The sequence below is a fragment of the Nevskia sp. genome (assembly GCF_051860985.1).
Classification (GTDB): domain Bacteria; phylum Pseudomonadota; class Gammaproteobacteria; order Nevskiales; family Nevskiaceae; genus Nevskia.
Genome location: NZ_JBIMKV010000015.1, coordinates 1 through 20711 on the forward strand (window position 1 = coordinate 1; position 20711 = coordinate 20711).

At 68.8% G+C, this 20711-nt stretch carries 21 protein-coding genes; 17 read left to right on the forward strand and 4 right to left on the reverse strand.

Annotation, left to right across the window (positions count from 1 at the left end; translation table 11 throughout):
• The coding region (locus tag ACTIGJ_RS14605) for an efflux RND transporter periplasmic adaptor subunit (protein ID WP_439641061.1) at positions 1-1264 on the reverse strand (1264 nt) is incomplete at its 3' end.
• A gap of 229 nt (positions 1265-1493) precedes the next feature.
• On the opposite strand from ACTIGJ_RS14605, the gene baeS reads away from it, so the two are divergent.
• From baeS to ACTIGJ_RS14635, 6 genes are all read left to right on the forward strand, one after another.
• Positions 1494-2978: a sensor histidine kinase efflux regulator BaeS gene (gene baeS / locus ACTIGJ_RS14610; RefSeq protein WP_439641062.1), complete on the forward strand. Its 1485-nt coding sequence runs from the start codon at positions 1494-1496 to the stop codon at positions 2976-2978.
• Positions 2979-2981: 3 nt separating this feature from the next.
• Positions 2982-3677: a response regulator gene (locus ACTIGJ_RS14615; RefSeq protein WP_439641063.1), complete on the forward strand. Its 696-nt coding sequence runs from the start codon at positions 2982-2984 to the stop codon at positions 3675-3677.
• A gap of 70 nt (positions 3678-3747) precedes the next feature.
• Positions 3748-4038: a hypothetical protein gene (locus tag ACTIGJ_RS14620; RefSeq protein ID WP_439641064.1), complete on the forward strand. Its 291-nt coding sequence runs from the start codon at positions 3748-3750 to the stop codon at positions 4036-4038.
• A gap of 68 nt (positions 4039-4106) precedes the next feature.
• Positions 4107-6281: a TonB-dependent receptor gene (locus ACTIGJ_RS14625; RefSeq protein ID WP_439641065.1), complete on the forward strand. Its 2175-nt coding sequence runs from the start codon at positions 4107-4109 to the stop codon at positions 6279-6281.
• Between the two features lie 187 nt (positions 6282-6468).
• Positions 6469-6912 (forward strand): MerC domain-containing protein, encoded by a 444-nt coding sequence (locus ACTIGJ_RS14630; RefSeq protein ID WP_439641066.1) that lies wholly within the window; start codon positions 6469-6471, stop codon positions 6910-6912.
• A 31-nt stretch (positions 6913-6943) separates the two neighbouring features.
• Positions 6944-7918: an NADPH:quinone oxidoreductase family protein gene (locus tag ACTIGJ_RS14635; protein WP_439641067.1), complete on the forward strand. Its 975-nt coding sequence runs from the start codon at positions 6944-6946 to the stop codon at positions 7916-7918.
• Positions 7919-7936: 18 nt separating this feature from the next.
• On the opposite strand, the gene cysG is transcribed toward ACTIGJ_RS14635, so the two are convergent.
• The gene (gene cysG, locus ACTIGJ_RS14640; RefSeq protein ID WP_439641068.1) at positions 7937-9328 is read right to left on the reverse strand and encodes a siroheme synthase CysG; all 1392 of its coding nucleotides are present in this window, start codon (positions 9326-9328) and stop codon (positions 7937-7939) included.
• Positions 9329-9517: 189 nt separating this feature from the next.
• Between cysG and cysB the strand changes: the two genes are divergently transcribed.
• The 11 genes from cysB to ACTIGJ_RS14695 all read left to right on the forward strand — a co-directional run bounded on the left by cysB (position 9518) and on the right by ACTIGJ_RS14695 (position 18506).
• Positions 9518-10519: an HTH-type transcriptional regulator CysB gene (cysB, locus tag ACTIGJ_RS14645; protein ID WP_439641069.1), complete on the forward strand. Its 1002-nt coding sequence runs from the start codon at positions 9518-9520 to the stop codon at positions 10517-10519.
• Positions 10520-10635: 116 nt separating this feature from the next.
• Positions 10636-12306, forward strand: a complete 1671-nt coding sequence (locus ACTIGJ_RS14650) for a nitrite/sulfite reductase (RefSeq protein ID WP_439641070.1) — start codon at positions 10636-10638, stop codon at positions 12304-12306.
• Entirely contained in the window at positions 12303-12800 is a 498-nt protein-coding gene (locus tag ACTIGJ_RS14655) for a DUF934 domain-containing protein (RefSeq protein WP_439641071.1), read from the forward strand. The genes ACTIGJ_RS14650 and ACTIGJ_RS14655 overlap by 4 nt, the downstream gene beginning before the upstream one ends.
• A 62-nt stretch (positions 12801-12862) precedes the next feature.
• A complete protein-coding gene (moaA, locus tag ACTIGJ_RS14660; RefSeq protein ID WP_439641072.1) occupies positions 12863-13876 on the forward strand; it encodes a GTP 3',8-cyclase MoaA in 1014 nt (337 codons plus the stop codon).
• A gap of 73 nt (positions 13877-13949) precedes the next feature.
• A complete protein-coding gene (locus ACTIGJ_RS14665) occupies positions 13950-14195 on the forward strand; it encodes a MoaD/ThiS family protein (RefSeq protein ID WP_439641073.1) in 246 nt (81 codons plus the stop codon).
• Between the two features lie 3 nt (positions 14196-14198).
• Positions 14199-14648, forward strand: a complete 450-nt coding sequence (locus tag ACTIGJ_RS14670) for a molybdenum cofactor biosynthesis protein MoaE (RefSeq protein ID WP_439641074.1) — start codon at positions 14199-14201, stop codon at positions 14646-14648.
• Between the two features lie 13 nt (positions 14649-14661).
• Positions 14662-15093, forward strand: a complete 432-nt coding sequence (gene moaC / locus ACTIGJ_RS14675) for a cyclic pyranopterin monophosphate synthase MoaC (protein WP_439641075.1) — start codon at positions 14662-14664, stop codon at positions 15091-15093.
• A 27-nt stretch (positions 15094-15120) separates the two neighbouring features.
• Entirely contained in the window at positions 15121-15531 is a 411-nt protein-coding gene (locus tag ACTIGJ_RS14680) for a ketosteroid isomerase-related protein (protein WP_439641076.1), read from the forward strand.
• Between the two features lie 51 nt (positions 15532-15582).
• Positions 15583-16176: a GNAT family N-acetyltransferase gene (locus tag ACTIGJ_RS14685; RefSeq protein WP_439641077.1), complete on the forward strand. Its 594-nt coding sequence runs from the start codon at positions 15583-15585 to the stop codon at positions 16174-16176.
• Complete coding sequence (locus ACTIGJ_RS14690; protein ID WP_439641078.1) at positions 16173-17054, forward strand: carbon-nitrogen hydrolase family protein; 882 nt, start codon at positions 16173-16175, stop codon at positions 17052-17054. Before ACTIGJ_RS14685 ends, ACTIGJ_RS14690 begins: the two co-directional genes overlap by 4 nt.
• 24 nt (positions 17055-17078) lie before the next feature.
• The gene (locus ACTIGJ_RS14695) at positions 17079-18506 is read left to right on the forward strand and encodes a patatin-like phospholipase family protein (RefSeq protein ID WP_439641079.1); all 1428 of its coding nucleotides are present in this window, start codon (positions 17079-17081) and stop codon (positions 18504-18506) included.
• Between the two features lie 9 nt (positions 18507-18515).
• Here the strand turns inward: ACTIGJ_RS14695 and ACTIGJ_RS14700 are convergent, their stop codons facing one another.
• Both ACTIGJ_RS14700 and serS read right to left on the reverse strand, forming a co-directional pair.
• The gene (locus ACTIGJ_RS14700; protein ID WP_439641080.1) at positions 18516-19379 is read right to left on the reverse strand and encodes a putative RNA methyltransferase; all 864 of its coding nucleotides are present in this window, start codon (positions 19377-19379) and stop codon (positions 18516-18518) included.
• Positions 19372-20655 carry a serine--tRNA ligase gene (gene serS / locus ACTIGJ_RS14705; protein WP_439641081.1) on the reverse strand — a complete coding sequence of 428 codons (1284 nt, stop codon included), beginning with the start codon at positions 20653-20655 and terminating at the stop codon, positions 19372-19374. The genes ACTIGJ_RS14700 and serS overlap by 8 nt, the downstream gene beginning before the upstream one ends.
• Positions 20656-20711: the final 56 nt, after the last annotated feature.

A 20711-nucleotide genomic window follows, 5' to 3' on the forward strand; every position in this document is an offset into this window, starting at 1 on the left:
CGAGGCTGCCGTCGGCGGCCTTGACCTGCACCCGCCACGGCCGGCCGCGACGCGGGCCGCGCGGCGCATCGGCGCCAGCACCGCCCTCGCCGGCCGCCGCGCCGTGCTCGCCATCGGCGACGGGCGCTGCCTCTGCGGTCATCGGCGCAGCGCCGTCGCCGGTCGCCGGCTGGCGGCGCCGGGGCCGTTCGCCGTCTTCCCTGCTGCGGCGCGGGCGATCGCCGCTGCTGGCCGCTTCCGGGCCGGAAGCGCCAGGCGCGCCGTTCGGGCGGCGCGCGTCCGGGTCCGGCTTCAGCGCGCCGAGCGGCACCAGGATCGCGTCCTTCGCCTCGGCCAGCACGAAGAAGGCCTGCACGGTCATCGCCGGCAGCAGCGCGCGCTCGCGGTTGTCGACATCGACCAGCACGTTGTAGAGCACCACATCGTTGGTGGTGGTCGGCGTCGGCTGCACCTGGCGCACCGTGCCCTGCCAGCGCCGCTCCGGCGCGCCGAGCGTGGTGAAGTAGGCCGGCATCTCCGGCCGGATGCTGCCGACATCGGCTTCGGCCACCTGCGCCCAGACCGTCATCACGTCGAGATTGGCGACCTGGGCGATCACCGCGACCGACTGCACCGAGTTCACGGTCTGTCCTTCGCGGGTGTCCTGGACCACCACGGTGCCGTCCATCGGCGCGTAGATCTTGGTGAAGCCGAGATTGGCGAGATCGCCTTCGAGCGTGGCTTCGGCGGCCTTGATCTGGGCCTTGACAGAGTTCACCGAAGCCGCCGCGACCCGCGCCGCCGCCTCGGCCTGCTGCACCACGTCCTGGCTGACCGCATTGCCGAGCGCCAGCCGGCCATTGCGGGCGGCCTGCTGATCGGCCAGCAGCTGCTCGGCCTGCCGCTGGGCCAGCTGGGCGCGCAGGTTGTCGAGGTTGGCGCGGTCCTTGGCGACCGTCGAGGCGTAGACGGTCGGGTCGATCTCGGCGATCAGCTCACCCTTGGCCACCTTGTCGCCGATCTCGACGTGGATCTTCAGCACCCGGCCAGAGACCTGGGTGCCGACGTCGACATAGTTCTTGGCTTTCAGCGAGCCGACCGCCGTGACGGTCTTTTCCAGGTTGCCGCGTTCGACGGTGGCAAAACGCAGGCTGGCGGCGGGATCGGCCGTCTTCGTGCGTTGCCAGACCGCGGCCACCGCCGCCAGCACCAGCAGCAACGCAACAGCCGCGAGGCTCCAGCGACGAAGGCGGCGACGCGCCGGGACGGTGATGGATGCACTCATGGTGTCGGGCCAGCCCTGAAAGACGTGGGGAGAATGGGCGGTCGCAGAAATGGCAACCGGTCTGGGCGGCACTGTGCGCGGCGAATGTGCAGAGACGATGCAGGCTGGGTGGAAGCCACCTGCCGCCGGGCCGGCCAATCGTGGAGTTCTCGTGGAATCGGCCGGGCAGGCCTTGTGATCCGCACGCGCAGCAGCGGAAATAGGCCGCCTTCCCTGCCACGCTGCGCCCATGTTCAAGCCGGGTATCACCGCCAAGCTGTTCCTCGCCATCCTCGCCAGCAGCGTGCTGGTGGCGGTGGCCATGGGCCTGGCGTCGCGGCTGACCTTCAACCGCGGCTTCCTCGGCTATCTCAACGACCAGGGTGTCGAACGGATGGACGCGCTGCTGCCGGTGCTGGCGGCCACCTGGCAGCAGCAGGGCGGCTGGCACTGCTTCAAGGACAACCCGCGCCAGTGGTTTCGACTGCTGCGGCCAGGCGGGCCGGACCGGATCAGCGGCACCGACGCCGACTGCGAGCGCGCCGACGACCGCGAGCGGCCGCCGTCCCCGCCGCCCGCCGCGGCAACAGCTGCCGCGCGACCACCGGCGCCGCCCGAATCGGATCTGACCGGCGTCAACCTGCGCCTGGCCCTGCTCGACGAACAGCGCGGCTTCATCGCCGGCAATCCCCAGATCGGCACCCGCGTCGGTGAAGGCGCGCTGCTGCGGCCGGTGCAGGTCGACGGCCGCACCGTCGGCTGGGTGGCGCTGGTGCCGTTCCAGAACGTCAGCACGGCAGCCGCCCAGCGCTTCGCCGAACAGCAGCTCTGGGCCAGCTGGGTGATCGGCGGCCTGACCGTCGCACTGGCGGCAGCCGTCGCGATGCTGCTGGCGCGGCGCTTTATCGCGCCGCTGACCCGCATCGCTCGCGGCACCCATGCGCTGGCTGCCGGCCAGTACGACACCCGCATCGAAGCCGGCTCCAGCGATGAACTCGGCCAGCTCGCCGAAGACTTCAACCGCCTGGCCCTGGCGCTGCAGCGGAACGAAGGCCTGCGCCGGGCGTTCATCGCCGATGTCTCGCACGAGCTGCGCACGCCGCTGGCGGTGCTGCGCGGCGAACTGGAAGCGCTGGAGGACGGCGTCCGCGCGGTGACGCCGGCATCGATCCGCTCGCTGCAGGCGGAAACGGCGACCCTCGGCAAGCTGGTCGACGATCTCTACGAGCTCTCGCTCGCCGATGTCGGCGCGCTGCGCTACCGGATGGCTGCACTCGACGCCGCCGATCTGCTGCGCGAAACCGTGCAGCCCTGGCGTGAACGCTATGCCGCGCGCGCGCTGGCGCTGGATCTGGCGCTGCCCGACGCGCCGCTGCAGGTGATCGCCGACGAAGGTCGGCTCGGCCAGCTGTTCGGCAACCTGCTGGAGAACAGCCTGCGCTACACCGATGCCGGCGGCCGGCTACGGATCAGCGCCACGGTCGCCGACGCCGTTCTGCTGCTGCGCTTCGATGACAGCGCGCCCGGCGTTGCCGACGCAGCGCTGCCGCAGCTGTTCGACCGCTTCTTCCGCGTCGAAAGCTCGCGCAACCGCGCCACCGGTGGCGCCGGCCTGGGGCTGGCGATCAGCCTGAAGATCGCCGAGGCCCACGGCGGCAACCTGCAGGCGGCCGCCTCGCCGTTGGGTGGCCTGCGCGTGGAACTGCGCCTGCCGCTGGCAGCCGCCGGACGCTGAGCGATGAGCGACGAGGCCGCGCTGATCCTGATTGTCGAGGACGAGCCGAAGCTCGCCGCGCTGCTGGCCGACTACCTGAAGGCGGCCGGCTATCGCACCGGGGTCTGCGCCGACGGCCGCGAGGTCGAGGCCCAGGTGCGGCAGCTGGCGCCGGCCCTGGTGCTGCTCGACCTGATGCTGCCCGGCAAGGACGGCCTCGATGTCTGCCGCACGCTGCGCCGCTTCAGCGAGGTGCCGATCGTGATGGTCACCGCCCGGGTCGAGGAGATCGATCGCCTGCTGGGGCTGGAACTGGGCGCCGACGACTACATCTGCAAACCGTTCAGCCCGCGCGAAGTCGTGGCGCGGGTGCGCGCCATCCTGCGCCGCAGCCGGGCCGGTACGACCACTGCCGCCGACGACAGCACGCCGCGCAGCGCGCTGCAGATCGACGAGTCCCGCTACAGCGCCGAGTTCCGCGGCCAGCCGCTGGCGCTGACGCCGGTCGAGTTCCGACTGCTGAAGACGCTGGCCGATGCGCCGGGCCGGGTGTTCTCGCGCGACCAGCTGCTCGACCGGCTCTACACCGATCACCGCATCGTCACCGACCGCACGGTCGACAGCCACATCAAGAACCTGCGCCGCAAGCTCGATGCCGCCAGCCCCGAGCAGGAGCTGATCCGCTCGATCTACGGCGTCGGCTACAAGCTTGAGGTCTAGCGCTCCGCTCCGGCCGGAACGGAGCCACGGTTCGAATGTCGTACGATTCGCAGCCTGCCGCATCCCCGACATGACCCCGATCCGACCCCGCCATCTCTGGCTGCTGGTGCTGACCCTTGTGGTCGGCCAGTGGCTGGCCGTGGTGCACGGCATCCAGCACGAGCTCAACGCCGGCGAACAGCTGGTGGCCTGCGAGCTGTGCGCGGTCGGTCATGCCTCGGCCGGGCCGCCGCCGGCCAGCCTGGCGCCGTCCTTGCCGCCGCTCGCGCTGGAAGGCCCGCCGGCTGCGCGGCTGGCCCCCACAACGCGCCCCAGCCTGCGGACGCCGCCGTCGCGCGGCCCGCCCTCTCGCCTCGTCTGACGAACTGCTGATCCTTCGTGCGCGAGCCCTTGTCTGCTCGCGTCGCATCGTCTGTATCGAGGAACCCCATGAATTCCGTCCTTCCGCAGGGCCGTCCTGCATCCGTTGTCCGTCGTGCCACCCGTCTGCTGCCGCTGGTGGCCGCCGCCGCCAGTTTCCCGTTGCTGTCCATGGCCGACGAGGCCGCCGTCGAACTCGACACCATCACCGTCCGCGCCAACCCGCTGGGCAAGACCTCCGATGAACTGGTGCAGCCGACCACGGTGGTCGACGGCGACGAGCTGAACCGCAAGCGCCGAGGCACGATCGGCGAAACGCTGGAGAACGAGCCCGGCATCTCGACCACCGATTTCGGCGCCGGCGCCGGTCGCCCGGTGATCCGGGGCCAGGCCGGGCCGCGCGTCGAGGTGCTGGAGAACGGCATCAGCTCGCTCGATGTTTCCGACGTCAGCCCGGACCATGCGGTCGGCATCGATGTCGGCAACGCCCGGGCGATCGAAGTGCTCCGCGGCCCGGCGACGCTGATCTACGGCAGCCGGGCGCTCGGCGGGGTGGTCAACGTGCTCAACGGCCGGCTGCCGACCAGCGTCGACGACGGCTTCCACGGTGTGCTCGAAGGCCAGTTCGGCAGCAACGCCGATGACCGCAACGGCGCGCTGGAACTCGACTACGGCATCGGCCACCACCAGTTCCATGTCGACGCCGCCGGCCGCAAGGCCAGTGACTACGACATCCCCGGCAATGCCCGCGTCGATGGTGAAGGCAGCGAGGGACGGCTCGTCAACAGCCGCACACAGACCAATTCCACCGGCTTCTCGTACGGCTACGTCAGCGGCGGCAGCTCCTTGAGCTTCGCGGTGTCGACCTTCGGCGCGGTCTACGGTCTGCCGCAGGAAGAGACCGCATTCATCAACCTCGACCAGACCCGCTACGACCTGCAGGGCATTCTCGACCGCCCCGCTCCGGGCATCGAATCGGTGAAGTTCCGCGGCGCGTTCAACGCCTACGACCACACCGAGTTCGAAGCGCCGGAAGAGCCCGGCACCCTGTTCCGCAACAGCCAGAACCAGAGCCGCCTGGAAATCGTCCACGCGCCGCTGTTCGGCTTCCGGGGCGTGTTCGGCGTGCAGCATGATTTCCGCCGCTTCTCGGCGATCGGCGAGGAAGCTTTCGTGCCGTCGACCCGGACCACGCAAGTCGGCGTGTTCCTGATCGAGGAACGGCCGTGGGCGCGCGGCAAGTTCGAGGCCGGCGTGCGCGTCAACCGCGACACGGTGAAGCCGAACTTCGCCGACGACGGCACGCTGCCCGGCCCGAACCGCGACTTCACGCCGGTCAGCTTCTCGCTCGGCAGCATCTATAACCTGAGCCCGCACGATCACCTGAAGGTCAACTTCAGCCGCGCGCAGCGCTCGGCCGCAGCGGAAGAACTGTTCGCGTTCGGCCCGCATCTGGCCACCGGCACTTTCGAACGCGGGCTCCAGGACGCGTCGATCGAGACCGCCAACAACATCGAGGTCGGCTTCGATCACCACGATGACCGGCTGTCGGTGGAGGGCACGCTGTACCTGAACAGCATCCGCAACTACCTGTTCCTCGACGAGGTCGACGCCGGCCTGAACGCCGATGGCAGCAGCGGCGGCCATCAGGGCGAGCAGGCGACGGCCCGGGCGCCGGCCCGCGTGGCGGCGGCCGAGGTCGATGCGGCGGTCAGCCGCGACGGCATCGCCGACCGCGTCGACGAGGACGGCAACTTCGATCCGGACGGCGATCTGCTGCTGGTCAACTACCGGCAGGCCAACGCCCGCTTCTACGGCTTCGAGGGCCAGGCCGCCTACCGGCTGCTGCGCGACGGGCCGCTGGGCCTGTCGCTGCGGCTGTTCGGCGACCGGGTGATCGGCGAGCTGCGCAGCGGCGGCAACCTGCCGCGCGTGACGCCGGCACGGGCCGGCGTCGGCATCGATCCGCAGTACGGGCCGTTCCATGCCTCGCTGAGCTACACACGGGTGTTCGCTCAGAACGATTTCACGTCGCTGGAAACCCGGACCGCCGGCTACAACCTGCTGAACATCGAGGCGGCCTATCGCTTCAAGCTGGCAGCCGACGCGAACGCCGACAGCGAACTGTTCCTGCGCGCCCGCAACGTGCTGGACGACGACATCCGCCGCGCCACCTCGTTCCTCAAGGACTTCGCGCCGGCGCCCGGCGCTTCGGTCTACGTCGGCTTCCGTCTGGCGATCTGAGCGCACGCCAGCGGCGATCTAACGGCGGCGACCGCTGGAGGGCATGCCTACGGCAGACCCTCCGGCGGTTGCCGCCATCGCCGTTGCCGGCCCCGCCGGCCGGCGCGCCGCGGCCGCCATCCCCGCAACCGCAAGGGCGGCCCCGCCCGGTTCAGGCGGGGCGGGTCAATGCTAATCTTCCGCCCCGATGAAGCCTCCCCCCCCACTTTCCGCTGCCGCCGAGGAGACCCCGATCCGGGGCCTCGACGGCCTTGCCATGCTGCTGTCGGCGCTGTGTCTGGTGCACTGTCTGGCGCTGCCGGTGCTGGTAGCCGCGCTGCCGCTGGCGGCTTCGAGCCTGGTCACCGATGAACGCTTCCACCAGTGGCTGCTGCTGGCCGCCGTGCCGACTAGCCTGATCGCGCTGGGCTGGGGCTGGCGGCGACATCGCAGCAGTCCGGTAGCGGCGCTCGGACTGGCCGGCATGGCGTTCATGGTGTTCGCCGCGTTCGGCATCCAGTTCGGCCTGCTCGATGCCGAAGGCGAGCGGCTGCTGACCATCATCGGCGCCGTGTTGCTGGCACTGGCCCATCTGCGCAACTACCAGCTGCGCCATCACGGTCACGACCACTCGCGGCCGCACGCGCACTAGCGTCCCGTTCATCGCCACATCTGCCCTCACCATGAAAGCCATCCTCTGCACTGAACTCGGCGGCCCGGAAAAACTGGTGTTCGGCGAGGTGACGCTGCCGCCGCCCGGCCCCAACGAGGTCCGGATCAAGGTGGCCGGTGCCGGCGTCAATTTCCCGGACATCCTGCAGATCCAGGGCAAGTACCAGTTCAAGGCCAACCCGCCGTTCACGCCGGGCGCCGAGGTGTCGGGCGTGATCACCGCCGTCGGCGCCAAGGTCACGCGGCTGGCAGTCGGCGACCGGGTCGCGACGCTGATCCCGATCGGCGGCTACGCCGAGGAAGTCAACGCGGCGGCCGACGGCGTGCTGAAACTGCCGGAGGGTTTCGACCTGATCGAAGCGGCCGGCTTCACGCTGGTCTACGGCACCACCCTCCACGCGCTGAAGCAGCGCGGCCAGCTGAAAGCGGGCGAAACGCTGCTGGTGCTGGGCGCGGCCGGCGGCGTCGGCCTGTCGGCGATCCAGATCGGCAAGCTGATGGGCGCGCGCGTCATCGCCGCAGCGTCGAGCCCGGAAAAGCTGGCGCTGTGCCGGGCGCAGGGTGCCGACGAGGTCATCGACTACTCGAAAGAAAGCCTGAAGGAAGCGGTCAAGAAGCTGACAAAGGGCCAGGGCGCCGACGTGATCTACGATCCGGTCGGCGGTGATCTGGCCCAGGACTGCTTCTCGGCGATCAACTGGAACGGCCGCTATCTGGTGGTTGGCTTCGCCGCCGGCACCATTCCGGAAATCGCCCTGAACCGCCTGCTGCTGAAGGGCGCGTCGGCGATCGGCGTGTTCTGGGGCGCGTTCATCGTCCGCGAAGCGGCACTGAATGCCGAGAACTTCGCCCAGCTGTTCGCCTGGCACGGCGAAGGCAGACTCAAGCCGTTTATCTCCAAGACCTATCCGCTGGCCGAGGCGACGCAGGCGATGCTCGACATGCAGGCGCGCAAGGTGACCGGCAAGGCCGTGCTGGTTCCCTGAAGGCGCCGGCCGGCCGGCTCAGCGCCAGGCCAGCCGATCGCGCAGCTTCACGACTTCACCGACGATCACCAGGCTGGCGCCCTTGATCTCGGCAGCGGCGACTTCGCCCGGCAGCGCGGCCAGGGTCGAGGCGATCACCCGCTGGGTGGCCTGCGTGCCTTCGACGATCAGCGCCGCCGGCCAGTCGCCGGGCAGGCCATGGGCCATCAGCTGGGCACTGAGCATCGGCAGCGAACCCAGGCCCATGTAGATGGCGATCGTCTGGCCGGGCCGGGCCAGCGCGTCCCACGGCAGGGTCAGCTGGCCATCGGCGCGCGGGTGGCCGGTGACGAAGATGCAGGCCTGCGCGTAGTCGCGGTGGGTCAGCGGAATGCCGGCATAGGTCGAGCAGCCGCTGGCGGCGGTGATGCCGGGCACCACCTGGAACGGAATGCCGGCCTGGGCCAGCCGCTCGATCTCCTCGCCGCCGCGTCCGAAGACGAAGGGATCGCCGCCTTTCAGGCGCAGCACGCGCTTGCCCTGCCGCGCCAGCCGCACCAGCTCCTCGTTGATCTCGTCCTGCGGCACGGTGTGCTGGTGGCGGCGCTTGCCGACGAAGATGCGCTCGGCGTCACGGCGCACCAGATCGAGGATGCCGGGGCCGATCAGGCGGTCGTAGAGCACCACGTCCGCCTGCTGCATCAGGCGCAGCGCGCGGAAGGTCAGCAGGTCCGGATCGCCGGGACCGGCGCCGACCAGATAAACCTCGCCGAGCGGCCGACCATCGGCCAGCAACTGGTCGAGCACCGCGTCGGCCGCCGCCTCGTCGCCCCGCAGCACCGCTTCGGCGCCGGGGCTGTCGAGGAAACGCTCCCACAGCGCACGCCGCGCCGGGCCTTCGAGCGCGGCCTTGACCCGGTCGCGCCGGAGCTGGGTGTAGCGGGCCAGCGCGCCGTAGGTCTGCGGCAATTCCGCTTCCAGCCGCTCGCGCAGGCGACGGGCGACGACCGGCGCCGCGCCGCCGCTGGAGATCGCGACGGTCAGCGGCGCGCGGTCGATGATCGCCGGCGTGATGAAGGTGCTCGGCTCCGGGTCGTCGACGACATTGACCGGAATGTTGCGCGCCCGTGCCGCGGCGGCCACCTGCCGGTTCAGCGCGCGGTCGTCGGTCGCCGCGATCACCAGCCGGGCGCCGTCGAGACAGGCGGCATCGAAGGTGGCGGCTCGGTGGCGGACCACGCCGTCGCGGCACCACTGCTCCAGTTCCGGATTCAGCGCCAGCGCCAGCACCTCGATCTGCGGGCCGGCGCGCAGCAGCAGGCGAATCTTGCGGGCCGCCACCTCGCCGCCGCCGACCACCACCACGCGGGCATCGTCGAGCCGCAGCGTGACCGGAAAATAGCGGGGCGTGGCGGCAGGCTGGTCGGACATGGGGGCAGGCAGGGCGGGACGCCGCATTATCCCCGGTCGGCGACGGCCGATGACGCGCGCGGCCGGCGGCTGCGGTCCGCCGCAGGATCGCCGCCGTTCAGGCGGCGATCACCGCGCGACGGGGCACGAAGGATCGGGAGGTCGATAAATTGATACTCTTAAATAATATTTAGCTATAAATGATGGTCCATGAAGCTTCGACAACTGCACTACATTCTCGAGGTCGCCAAGCGCGGTCTGAACGTCACGGCCGCCGCCGATGCGCTGTTCACCTCGCAGCCCGGCGTGTCGAAGCAGGTCCGGCTGCTGGAGGATGAACTGGGCGTCGACATCTTCGTCCGCAACGGCAAGCACCTGGTAGAAATCACGCCGGCCGGCAAGCGGATCATCGAATACACCGAGCGCCTGCTGCTGGAGGCCGACAACATCCGCAACGTGGCCGAGGAGTTCCGCGAAACGCACCGCGGCGAACTGACCCTGGCCACCACCCACACGCAGGCCCGCTACGCGCTGCCGAAGGTGATCCAGGGATTCCGCAAGGCCTGGCCGCAGGTCACCCTGCACCTGCACCAGGGCAGCCCGCAGCAGATCGCCAAGATGGCGGTCGACGGCACCGCCGATTTCGCGGTGGCCACCGAAGCGCTCGAACACTTCGCGCCGCTGGTGATGCTGCCCTGCTACCACTGGAACCGCAGCGTGCTGGTGCTGCCGGACCATCCGCTGGCCAAGGCCTTCGGTGGCGCTGCCAACAAGGGCAAGCTGAGCCTGGCCGACATCGCGGCGCATCCGGTGATCACCTACACCTTCGGCTTCACCGGCCGCTCCAAGCTCGACCAGGCGTTTGCCGCCCACGGCCTGAAGCCGGATGTGGTGCTGACCGCCGTCGATGCCGACGTCATCAAGACCTATGTGCGGCTCGGGCTGGGCGTCGGCATCGTCGCGTCGATGGCCTGGGACCCGGCGATCGACCACGACCTGGTGCAGATTTCCGCCGAGCACCTGTTCGAGCCCAGCACCACCCACATCGGCTTCCGGCAGGGCAAGTTCCTGCGCGGCTACATGGTCGATTTCATCACGCGCTTCGCGCCTCACCTGAGCCGCGAAACGGTGCAGGAAGTGGCAGAAATCCTCGAGCCCGATGCGCGCCAGCGACGGGTGCAGGAAATCGTCGCCCGGCTGCAGATGATGTGAGGCGGCGCGGCCGGCGGGCGCACGGTCAACTTTCGGAAAGTTATTAGGATATTCCCCAACCCGAGCCTTACAGTGCGCACCCGCCATGTCCCGGCGGGCCTGCGAGCAGTGGCGCCATGTACCAGTACGACGAATACGACCAGAAACTGGTCGACGAACGGGTCGCGCAGTTCCGCGACCAGACCCGGCGCTACCTCGCCGGCGAATTGCCGGACGACGAGTACCGGATGCTCCGCTTGCGCAACGGCCTGTACGTGCAGCGGTTTGCGCCGATGCTGCGGGTGGCGATTCCCTACGGCCTGCTGTCGTCGAAGCAGGTGCGGATGCTCGGTCACATCGCCCGCACCTACGACAAGGGCTACGGCCACCTGACGACGCGGCAGAACATCCAGTTCAACTGGCCGACCCTGGAATCGGTGCCCGACATCCTGGCCGATCTCGCCAGAGTGCAGATGCACGCGATCCAGACCAGCGGCAACTGCATCCGCAATTTCACCTCGGATCACCTCGCCGGTGTTGCCGCCGACGAGCTGGTCGACCCGCGCCCGTACTGCGAGATCGCCCGCCAGTGGGCGACCCTGCACCCGGAATTCAACTGGCTGCCGCGCAAGTTCAAGATCGCGATCAGCTCGTCGACCACCGATCGCGCCGCGACCCGCGTGCACGACATCGGCGTCCACATCGTGCGCAACGAGCACGGCGAACTCGGCTACACGATGTACGTCGGCGGCGGCCTCGGCCGGACGCCGATCATCGGCGTCAAGCTGCGCGACTTCCTGCCCGAAGCCGACCTGCTGAGCTACTGCGAAGCGGTGCTGCGCGTCTACAACCGCCTCGGCCGACGCGACAACATCTACAAAGCGCGGATCAAGATCCTGGTCAAGGAAACCGGCGCCGCCAAGTTCGCCGAGATGGTCGAAGCCGAATGGGCGCAGATCAAGGATTCCTACCTGAAGCTGACGCAGGCCGATCTCGACCGGGTCAAGCAGCATTTCTCGCAGCCGCGCTACGACGAAACGGCCGCGAACGACAGCAGCTACGCCGCCCAGATCGCCGCCCACCCGGCGTTCGCCGCCTGGACGCGCCGCAACCTGAAAGCGCACCGGGTGCCCGGCTACTCGGCCGTGTTCGCGTCGCTGAAAGCCAAGGGCGTGGCCCCCGGTGACATCGATGCCGCCCAGCTCGACGCGGTGGCCGATCTCGCCGATCGCTACTCGTTCGGCGAAGTGCGGGTGACCCACACCCAGAACCTGGTATTCGCCGACGTTGCCCAAAAGGATCTGTATCCGCTGTGGCAGGCGCTGGCCGGCATCGGTCTGGCAACGCCGAACATCGGCCTGCTGACCGACGTCATCTGCTGCCCGGGGCTCGATTTCTGCAGCTTGAGCAACGCCAGCTCGATCGCCGTTGCCGAGGAAATCTTCGAGCGCTTCGAGAACCTCGACGATCAGCACGACATCGGCGACATCAAGCTGAACATGTCCGGCTGCATGAACGGCTGCGGCCACCACAGCGTCGGCCACATCGGCATTCTCGGCGTCGATAAAAAGGGCGAGGAGTGGTACCAGATCACCCTCGGCGGTTCGTCCAGCAACGACGCCAGCCTCGGCGACCGCACCGGTCCCAGCGTGTCGCGCGCCGACATCGCCGGCGCCGTGCAGAACCTGATCGAAACCTATCTAGCCGAACGCCACAGCGAGGACGAATCCTTCCTCGACTGCTACCGCCGCGTCGGCATGGCGCCGTTCAAGACCCGGTTGTACGCGAAGGTCGAGGCCGAAGCATGAGCACCACGCTGCTGCGCAACCAGCGCGTCGAGGCCGACGACTACACGCTGCTGGCCGATGACGCACCGCTGCCGGCGACCGGCAAGCTGATCGTCAGCTACAGCCGCTGGCAGGCCGAGCGCGACGCGCTGTTGGCGTCCGGGCGGGCGATCGGCGTGAAGATTCCGAACACGATCGACATCGCCGGCGTGCTGCCGGAGATCGCCGACCGGCCGCTGATCGCGCTCGATTTCCCGGCCTTCCCGGATGGCCGCGCATACTCGCAGGCCCGTCTGCTCGCCGAGCGCTTCGCCTACAAGGGCGAGCTGCGCGCGACTGGCAAGGCCGTGGTCCGCGACCAGATCGGCTTCATGGTTCGCTGCGGCTTCACCAGCTTCGAACTGCGCGAAGGCCAGAACCCGGCGGCCTGTCTGGCGGCGATCCACGAGTTCAGCGTGGCCTACCAGCAGGCCGCCGATCACGCCGAACCGGTATTCCTGCGCCGCCGCGCCTAATCGGCTGAAAGCAGCATAAATCGCGGCCGCCATCCGGCCGGTGGCAGGCCGTACAATGCGGCATGACCTTGCTGCCCCGCCCGACCACCGCGCCGCCCAGCCCGATTGCCGACCGATTCGGCCGGATCAAGCGCAAGCTGCGGATATCGCTGACGGATCGCTGCAATTTCCGGTGCCCGTACTGCATGCCGGAACGCCCGGAATTCATGGACCGGGCCGATCGCCTGAGCCGTGCGGAGCTGTCTCGCATCCTGATGCTGTTCGTCGCCGAACTCGGCGTGAATCGGCTGCGGCTGACCGGTGGCGAGCCACTGCTGCGCCGCGACCTTGAAGGCATCATCGAAGACGCGCAGGCGCTGCGGCCCTTTGGCCTGGAACGGATCAGCCTGACCAGCAATGCCGCGCTGCTGGAAAAGCGCGCCGCGAGCCTGAAGGCCGCCGGCGTTGACGATCTCAACATCAGCCTCGACGCGATCGACCCGGCGATCTTCGCGAAACTCTCCGGCGGCCGCGGCATCCGCCCGGTGCTGGCCGGCATCGGCGCGGCCCGCGACGCCGGCATCCCGATCAAGCTGAATGCGGTGATCATCCGCGGCATCAACGAAAGCGAGATCCTGCCGCTGGCGCGCTACGCCGCCCGCGAGCAGCTGCCGCTGCGCTACATCGAATTCATGCCGCTCGACGGACGTGGCGAATGGAGCCGCGACCGCGTGGTGCCGCAAGCCGACATCCTCGATGCACTGCGCGCCGAGTACGCAGTCACCGCTCTGCCGCGCTCCAACGATCCCGCGGCCTACTACCAGCTGGACGGCGGCCCTGATGTCGGCGTCATCGCCACGGTCTCGAACCCGTTCTGCGCCAGCTGCGACCGCCTGCGGATCACCGCCGACGGCTCGCTGTATCCCTGCCTGTTTTCCCAGCACGGCATCAGCCTGCGCGACCCGATGCGCGCCGGCGCCGACGACGCGGCGCTGTCGGCACTGATCCGCACCACGGTCTGGAACAAGGACGCCGGCTACGCGGCCAATCCGGGCTATTCGGATCGGCCGATCGCGATGAACTCGCTGGGTGGGTGAGCCGATGCGTTTTGCATTCACTGATTGCTGCATCGGCGAACGCCCGAGCGCTGGCGCGAGGGCCGGATAAGCCATGCGCGTGACCATCGAGTGCTACGGCGCAAGCGCGCGCTGGTGCGGGTCGGACGCGATCACGCTCGATCTTGCCGATGGCGCAACCGGCAACGACGCGCTTGATGCGCTGGCCGCGCGCTACCCGGATTTCGCTTCCCGCCGCGACACGGTCGCGATCGCCGCCGGTGACGCCATCGCCTCGCCGACCGCGCCGCTCGCAGATGGCGATGTGATCGCGCTGATTCCGCCGGTTTCGGCGGGCTGAGCGATGGTCGATCTCAAGACCCTGCCCCGTCTGCGCGACGGCGCGCTGAACCTCGCCGACTGGCTCACAGAGCCGCAGCCGGCCACCGCCGGCGCGCTGAACCTGTTTGCCGGCACGGTGCGCAACATCCACGAAGGACAGGCCGTGCGCGGCATGACCTATCACGCTCATCGCGGGCTGGCCGAAGCGCGGCTGCGCGAGATCGAGTCGGCCACCGAAGCCCGCTTCGGCGTCCGCGCCGTCGTTGCCCATGCGGTCGGTGCGCTTGCGATTGGCGAGATCAGCGTCATCGTCGTGATCCGCGGCGGCCATCGCGCCGAAGGCTTCGAGGCCTGCCGCTGGGCGATCGACACGATCAAGCAGGCGGTGCCGATCTGGAAGGAAGAGCACTACGTCGACGGCCAGGCGCGCTTTCTGGAAGGCACGCCGATCCAGCCTGTCGAATCACCTTGAGCACCCCTGAACGATGCGCGATGTAAGCCCGAAAGAAATCACCCTGCGTGTCGCCGTGGCCCAGGCCGTGGTCGACGTGCCGGCCGAGGTGCTGGTCCGCCTGCGCGAAAGGACGCTCGACAAGGGCGATGCGCTGGAGATCTCCCGCGCCGCCGGCATCCTCGCGGCCAAGCGCACCTGGGAACTGCTGCCGCTGTGCCACCCGATTCCGGTCGAACGTCTGGACCTCAGCTATCAGTTCACGGCCTCCAGCGTCACCGTGCTGGTCGAGGTCGCCACCCACGCCCGCACCGGCATCGAGATGGAAGCGCTGACGGCCGCCAGCATCGCGTCCCTGTGCCTGTACGACATGTTGAAGCCGCATGCCGGCACCGATCTGCGCATCCGCGACGTCCTGCTGCTGAAGAAGACCGGCGGCAAATCCGGCGATTTCCTGCGCGCCTGAGGCGCGTTCCACCTAAGGATCAAGACCATGTCCGTCGATGCCACCCGCAAGCTGCTCGCTGACTACTACGGCGCCTTCAACCGCCGTGACTGGCCGACCTTCCTAGGCTTGCTGACCGACGACGTGATCCACGACGTCAACCAGGGCGGCCGGGAGATCGGCAAGGCCGCGTTCGAGGCGTTCATGGACAAGATGAATCGCTCGTACTCGGAAGAGATCGTCGACATCTCGATCAACGTCAATGTCGATGGCTCGCGCGCGGCCGTGGAGTTCCTGGTGCTCGGCAAGTACCTGAAGACCGACGAAGGCTTGCCGGAAGCGAACGGCCAGACCTACCGCCTGCCGGCCGGCGCGTTCTTCGACATCCGCGGCGGCAAGGTCGCCCGCGTCACCAACTACTACAACCTGAACGACTGGCTGAAGCAGGTCGGCGCGTAATCGACCTTTTGCCGCGCTTCGGGCGCGGCCTGCAACGCTCGGGAGCGCGGCATGGCAGAGCTTCGAATCGAATCCCTGCGGGGCGCGGCGATCGCCAGCCAGCTCGACGCGCTGGCCGATGTTCGCATCAAGGTGTTCCGCGCTTTCCCGTATCTCTACGAAGGCTCGCTCGACTACGAGCGGCACTACCTGCAGACCTATATCGACTGCCCGCGCAGTCTGGCTATCCTGGTCTGGGACGGTGACCGCTGCATCGGTGCGTCGACGGCGCTGCCGCTGGTCGATGCCGGCGCTGACGCGCAGGCGCCGTTCATTGCTGGCGGCCACCGGGTCGAGGAGATCGACTACTTCGGCGAATCGGTGCTGTTGCCCGAATACCGCGGCTTCGGCCTCGGCGTGAAATTCTTCGAGCTGCGCGAAGCGCATGCCGCCGAACTGGGGCTCAAGGTCTGCGCGTTCTGCGCCGTGCAGCGGCCGGACGATCACCCATTGAAGCCGGCCGGCTACGTGCCGAACGACCGTTTCTGGGGCAAGCGTGGGTATGCGAAGGCGCCGGAAATCGTCACCACCTTTTCCTGGCCGGACATCGGCGAGACCGAGTCGACGGCCAAGCCGATGACTTTCTGGCTCAAGCGCCTGCCATGAGCAATCGCGCGTTCACGGTGGCCGCCGCGCAGTTCCCGGTGTTCTCGCCCGACTCGTGGGACGAGGTCGAGGCGCTGGTGACGCGCTGGGTCGCCGACGCCGCTGCGCAAGGGGCGCAGTTGCTGGTGTTTCCCGAGTACGGCGCGATGTCGCTGGCCCACCTCGACGCTGCCACACGGTCCGACCTGCATGGCCAAATCGCAGCGATGCAGGTCCATCGCGAAGCCTGGCGCGCGCTGCATGCGCGGCTGGCGGTGGCGCACGGCGTGACCATCCTGGCCGGCAGCTTTCCGTGGTGGCTGGATGACGGCCGCTATGTGAATCGCGCTTTCCTGTGCCTGCCCAAAGGTGAGATCGAGCACCAGGACAAATGCGTGATGACCCGCTTCGAGCGCGAGCAGTGGAACATCTCGTCGGCCGCGCCGCTGAAGGTGTTCGATACCGCGCTCGGCAAGCTCGCCGTGCTGATCTGCTACGACTCCGAATTCCCGCTGCTGGCGCGTGCCGCCTGCGCGGCTGGTGCCGAAGTACTGCTGGTGCCGAGCTGCACCGACACGCTGGCCGGCTATTACCGGGTCAAGGTCGGCGCGCAGGCGCGGGCGCTGGAAAACCAGTGCTATGTCGTGCAGTCGCCGATCGTCGGCGAGGCCGCGTGGTCGCCAGCGGTCGACGTCAACATCGGCGCGGCCGGCGTCTACGGCCCGCCCGATCGCGGCTTCCCGGACGACGGCGTGATCGCCCTCGGCCCGCTCAACGAACCGCGCTGGCTGTATGCCGAGATCGACCCTGCGAAGGTCGCCGAAGTCCGCGAACACGGTGCGGTGCGGCCGTTCCGGCACTGGCCGGAATCGGACGGCTGGCCGGTCGAACGGCGCTGAACTCATCCTGCTGTATTCGTCCTCATGACCGCCCCGACCGACAAGCAGCTGCTGACCCTCCAGCGCATGGAAATGACGCTGGTCCGCGCCGTGCTGATCAAGCAGATGTTCCTGGTACCGAAGGAGTACCAGCAGCTGCGCTATCTGCTGAGCTTCGCGCGCCTGCACGTGTTCGCGCCCGGCGGCATCGACGGCGCGCCGCGACGGGCCGATGTCGAACTGGCGCAGGATCTGATCGCGCCGCTGCGCGAGCAGGTGCTGAAGCTGCTCTACAAGCCGCTGCGCCGCGAAGCGATCACCGAGAAGCGGCTGGGCGGCGCCGTCGATGCGCTGCGCGCGCTGTATCCGGCCCTGGTCACCGCGCGCCGCCAGCTGCTGCGTCGCCACCAGAACGATTTCTCCGAAGCCGAACTGGATGCCGAGGTCGGCCGCAAGGCGCTGGTCACGATCATGGGCGGCGGCGGCGGGGCCGGCTATGTCTACATCGGCGCTGCGGCACGGCTGCGCGCCGAGCAGAAGGCGTCCGACTACCTGGTCGGCTCATCGATCGGCGCGCTGATCGGCGCCTTCCTGACCCGCTCGCGCGAACTCGATATCGACGCGATCCTGGCCTGGGCCAAGAGCCTGAAGACTCGCGACATCTTCGCGCCGCCGCATGTCGGTGCTACCCATACCCTGCCCGGCCTGATGCGCCTGCACCTGGAAGGCATGGCCCGCCACATGCGCCACCCGGACGGCACGCCGCTGCGCCTGAAAGACCTGGAGATTCCGTACGAGGCGGTGATCGCCGGCGTCCGCAAGAGCGTCTACGACCACATGCCGGCGACCTTGCGCGAGCTGGTCGGCGCGCGCGTGCGGCATCGCTCGCTGTCGCGGCTGCTGGCCGAACGCATGCTGCTGGTCGGCACCTTCTTCAACCCGAAGGTGGTCAAGGCGATCGTGCTCGGCCGCGAAGCCGCGACGCGCGAGCTGCGGGTGATCGATGCGGTCGGCCTGTCGGCGGCGATTCCGGCCGTGCTGCAGTACGAACCGAAGGCCCGTGATGCCAGCAGCGACGCAGTGCTGGCCGACCTGCGCCGCCAGTACGACGTGGCGCTGTTCGCCGATGGCGGCGTGGCTGCCAACGTGCCGGCGCGGATCGCCTGGGAAGGCGTGCAGGCCGGCCGCATCGGCACCCGCAACGCGTTCTATCTGGCGCTCGACTGCTTCCATCCGCAGTTCGATGCCCGTCACCTGTGGCTGTGGCCGGTCACCCAGGCGATCCAGCTGCAGCTGCCGAGCCAGCGGCCGTACTTCGACTGGCTGATGCGCTTCGAGCCAACCCTGTCGCCCGTCAACCTGCTGCCGTCGGATGCCGATTTCGATCGCGCATTCCGCTGGGGCTGGGATCAGGCCGACCGGATGATGCCGTTCCTGCTGAAGGCGCTGGAGCCGATCCGCTGGGTGCCGTGAACGGCCGGCTCAGCCGAGCTTGCGGAACAGCAGCAGGCTGAAGGCGGCGGCGGTATCGAGCCGGGGGCTGGCTTCCAGCGCGGCGCGCCGCTCCGGCTTGGCCTTCCAGACATACGGCGTCATCGCCAGCAGCTGGCGCAGCGCGCTGTTGTCCAGCGACAGCTCGGTACGGAGATCATCGCGCCGGACCAGCTCGAAGCGCGGCTCGAAGCCGGCGATGAACTTGTCCGGCTGATGCTCGACCAGCGTCTCGAACAGCCGGCGGCGCAGCGCCGCCAGATGGTCGGCCGCTGGCGTCACCACCACGACATGGCCGCCCGGTTTCAGCACGCGGTCCATTTCGGCGACGTGCAGCTGCGTGAACAGGCAGGCGATGGCGTCGACGGCCGCATCCTCGACCGGCAGGCTGGCGCCGCTGCCGACCAGCCAGGTGATGTCCGGGCACGACAGGCCATAGGCCTTGGCCGCCATCCGGATCGCCGGCTTGGCGATGTCGATGCCGATCACTTCGCGGGCGGCGTCCGGAAACGCGCTGGTGTACCAGCCTTCGCCGCAGCCGATGTCGAGCACGGTGTCGGCATCGAGCGGTGCCAGCATTGCGGTGACCGCCGTGCGCAGCGGCGCGTAGTGGCCGGCGCCGAGAAATGCCCGGCGGGCGGCCAGCGACTCGGCGCTGTCGCCGGGCGATCGGCTGGCCTTCTGCTGCACCGGCAGCAGGTTCACATAGCCTTCGCGGGCCACGTCGAAACTGTGGCGGCTGGCGCAGGCCCAGGTCTTCGGCGCCCGCATCAGCGGCGCGCGGCACAGCGGACACACGAGCGTCAGCCGGGTCGGCAGTTCCGGCGGCGACGGCGGCTGCCGGAAATCAGCCAATGCGTTCGAGACCGCCCATGTAGCTGCGCAGCGCGGCCGGCACGGTGATCGAGCCGTCGGCGTTCTGGTAGTTCTCGAGGATCGCCACCAGCGTGCGGCCCACGGCCAGACCGGAGCCGTTCAGCGTGTGCAGCAGTTCGGTCTTCTTGGTCTCCGGATGCCGGTAGCGGGCCAGCATGCGCCGCGCCTGGAAGTCTTCGAAGTTCGAGCAGGAGCTGATCTCGCGGTACCGGTTCTGGCTCGGCAGCCAGACCTCGATGTCGTAGGTCTTGGCCGCATTCGCGCCCATGTCGCCGGTACACAGCACGACGGTGCGGAACGGCAGCTCCAGCTTCTTCAGGATATTTTCGGCGTGCGCGGTCAGTTCCTCGTGCGCGGCGTACGAGGCGTCTGGCGTCGTCGCCATGACCAGCTCGACCTTCTCGAACTGATGCTGGCGGATCATGCCGCGGGTGTCGCGACCGGCCGAGCCGGCCTCGGCGCGGAAGCACGGCGTGTGGGCAACCCACTTCTTCGGCAGGCTGCCCGCGTCGAGAATCTCGTCGCGCAGCAGATTGGTGACCGGCACTTCGGCGGTCGGAATCAGGCCCCACTGCTGGCCTTCGCCTGGCACGTTGTTGAGCCAGAACAGGTCGTCGCCGAACTTCGGCATCTGGCCGGTGCCGCGAAAGCTGGCGCCGTTGACGACGAACGGCACGTACAGCTCTTCATAACCGTGCTCGTTGACGTGGACATCGAGCATGAACTGGCCGAGCGCGCGATGCAGCCGCGCCAGCCCGCCGCGCAGCACGGTGAAGCGGGCGCCGGTGAGCTTGGCGGCGGCGGCGAAATCCATCAGGCCGATCGCCTCGCCGAGATCGGCGTGATCCTTGGCCCCCTCGCTGGCTCGCGGCGTGCCCCAGCGGCGGATCTCGACATTGTCGGCCTCGCTCTTGCCATCGGGCACCGAAGCATGCGGCACGTTCGGCAGGCTGCCAGCGAAGTCGTCGAATTCGGCCTGCAACGCCGATAGCGCGCTTTCGTTGCTGGCCAGCTGCGCCTTGATGCGTTCCATGTCAGCAAAGATCGGCGTCACCTCTTCGCCTTTCGCCTTCGCCTGACCGATGCGCTTGGAGCCGGCGTTGCGCTCGGCCTGCAGGTTTTCGGTTTCGGTCTGCAGCTGCTTGCGCTGCGCTTCCAACGTGTTGAAGCGCGCCAGATCGAACACGTAGCCGCGCCGGGCGAGCTGGGCGGCAACGGCAGCGGCGTCGCTGCGCAGGCGTTTGGGATCAAGCATCGCAGGGGTTTTCCGGCAGCGAAAAGTGGCGCGAAGTATAGCCGCGCCGGCCCTGA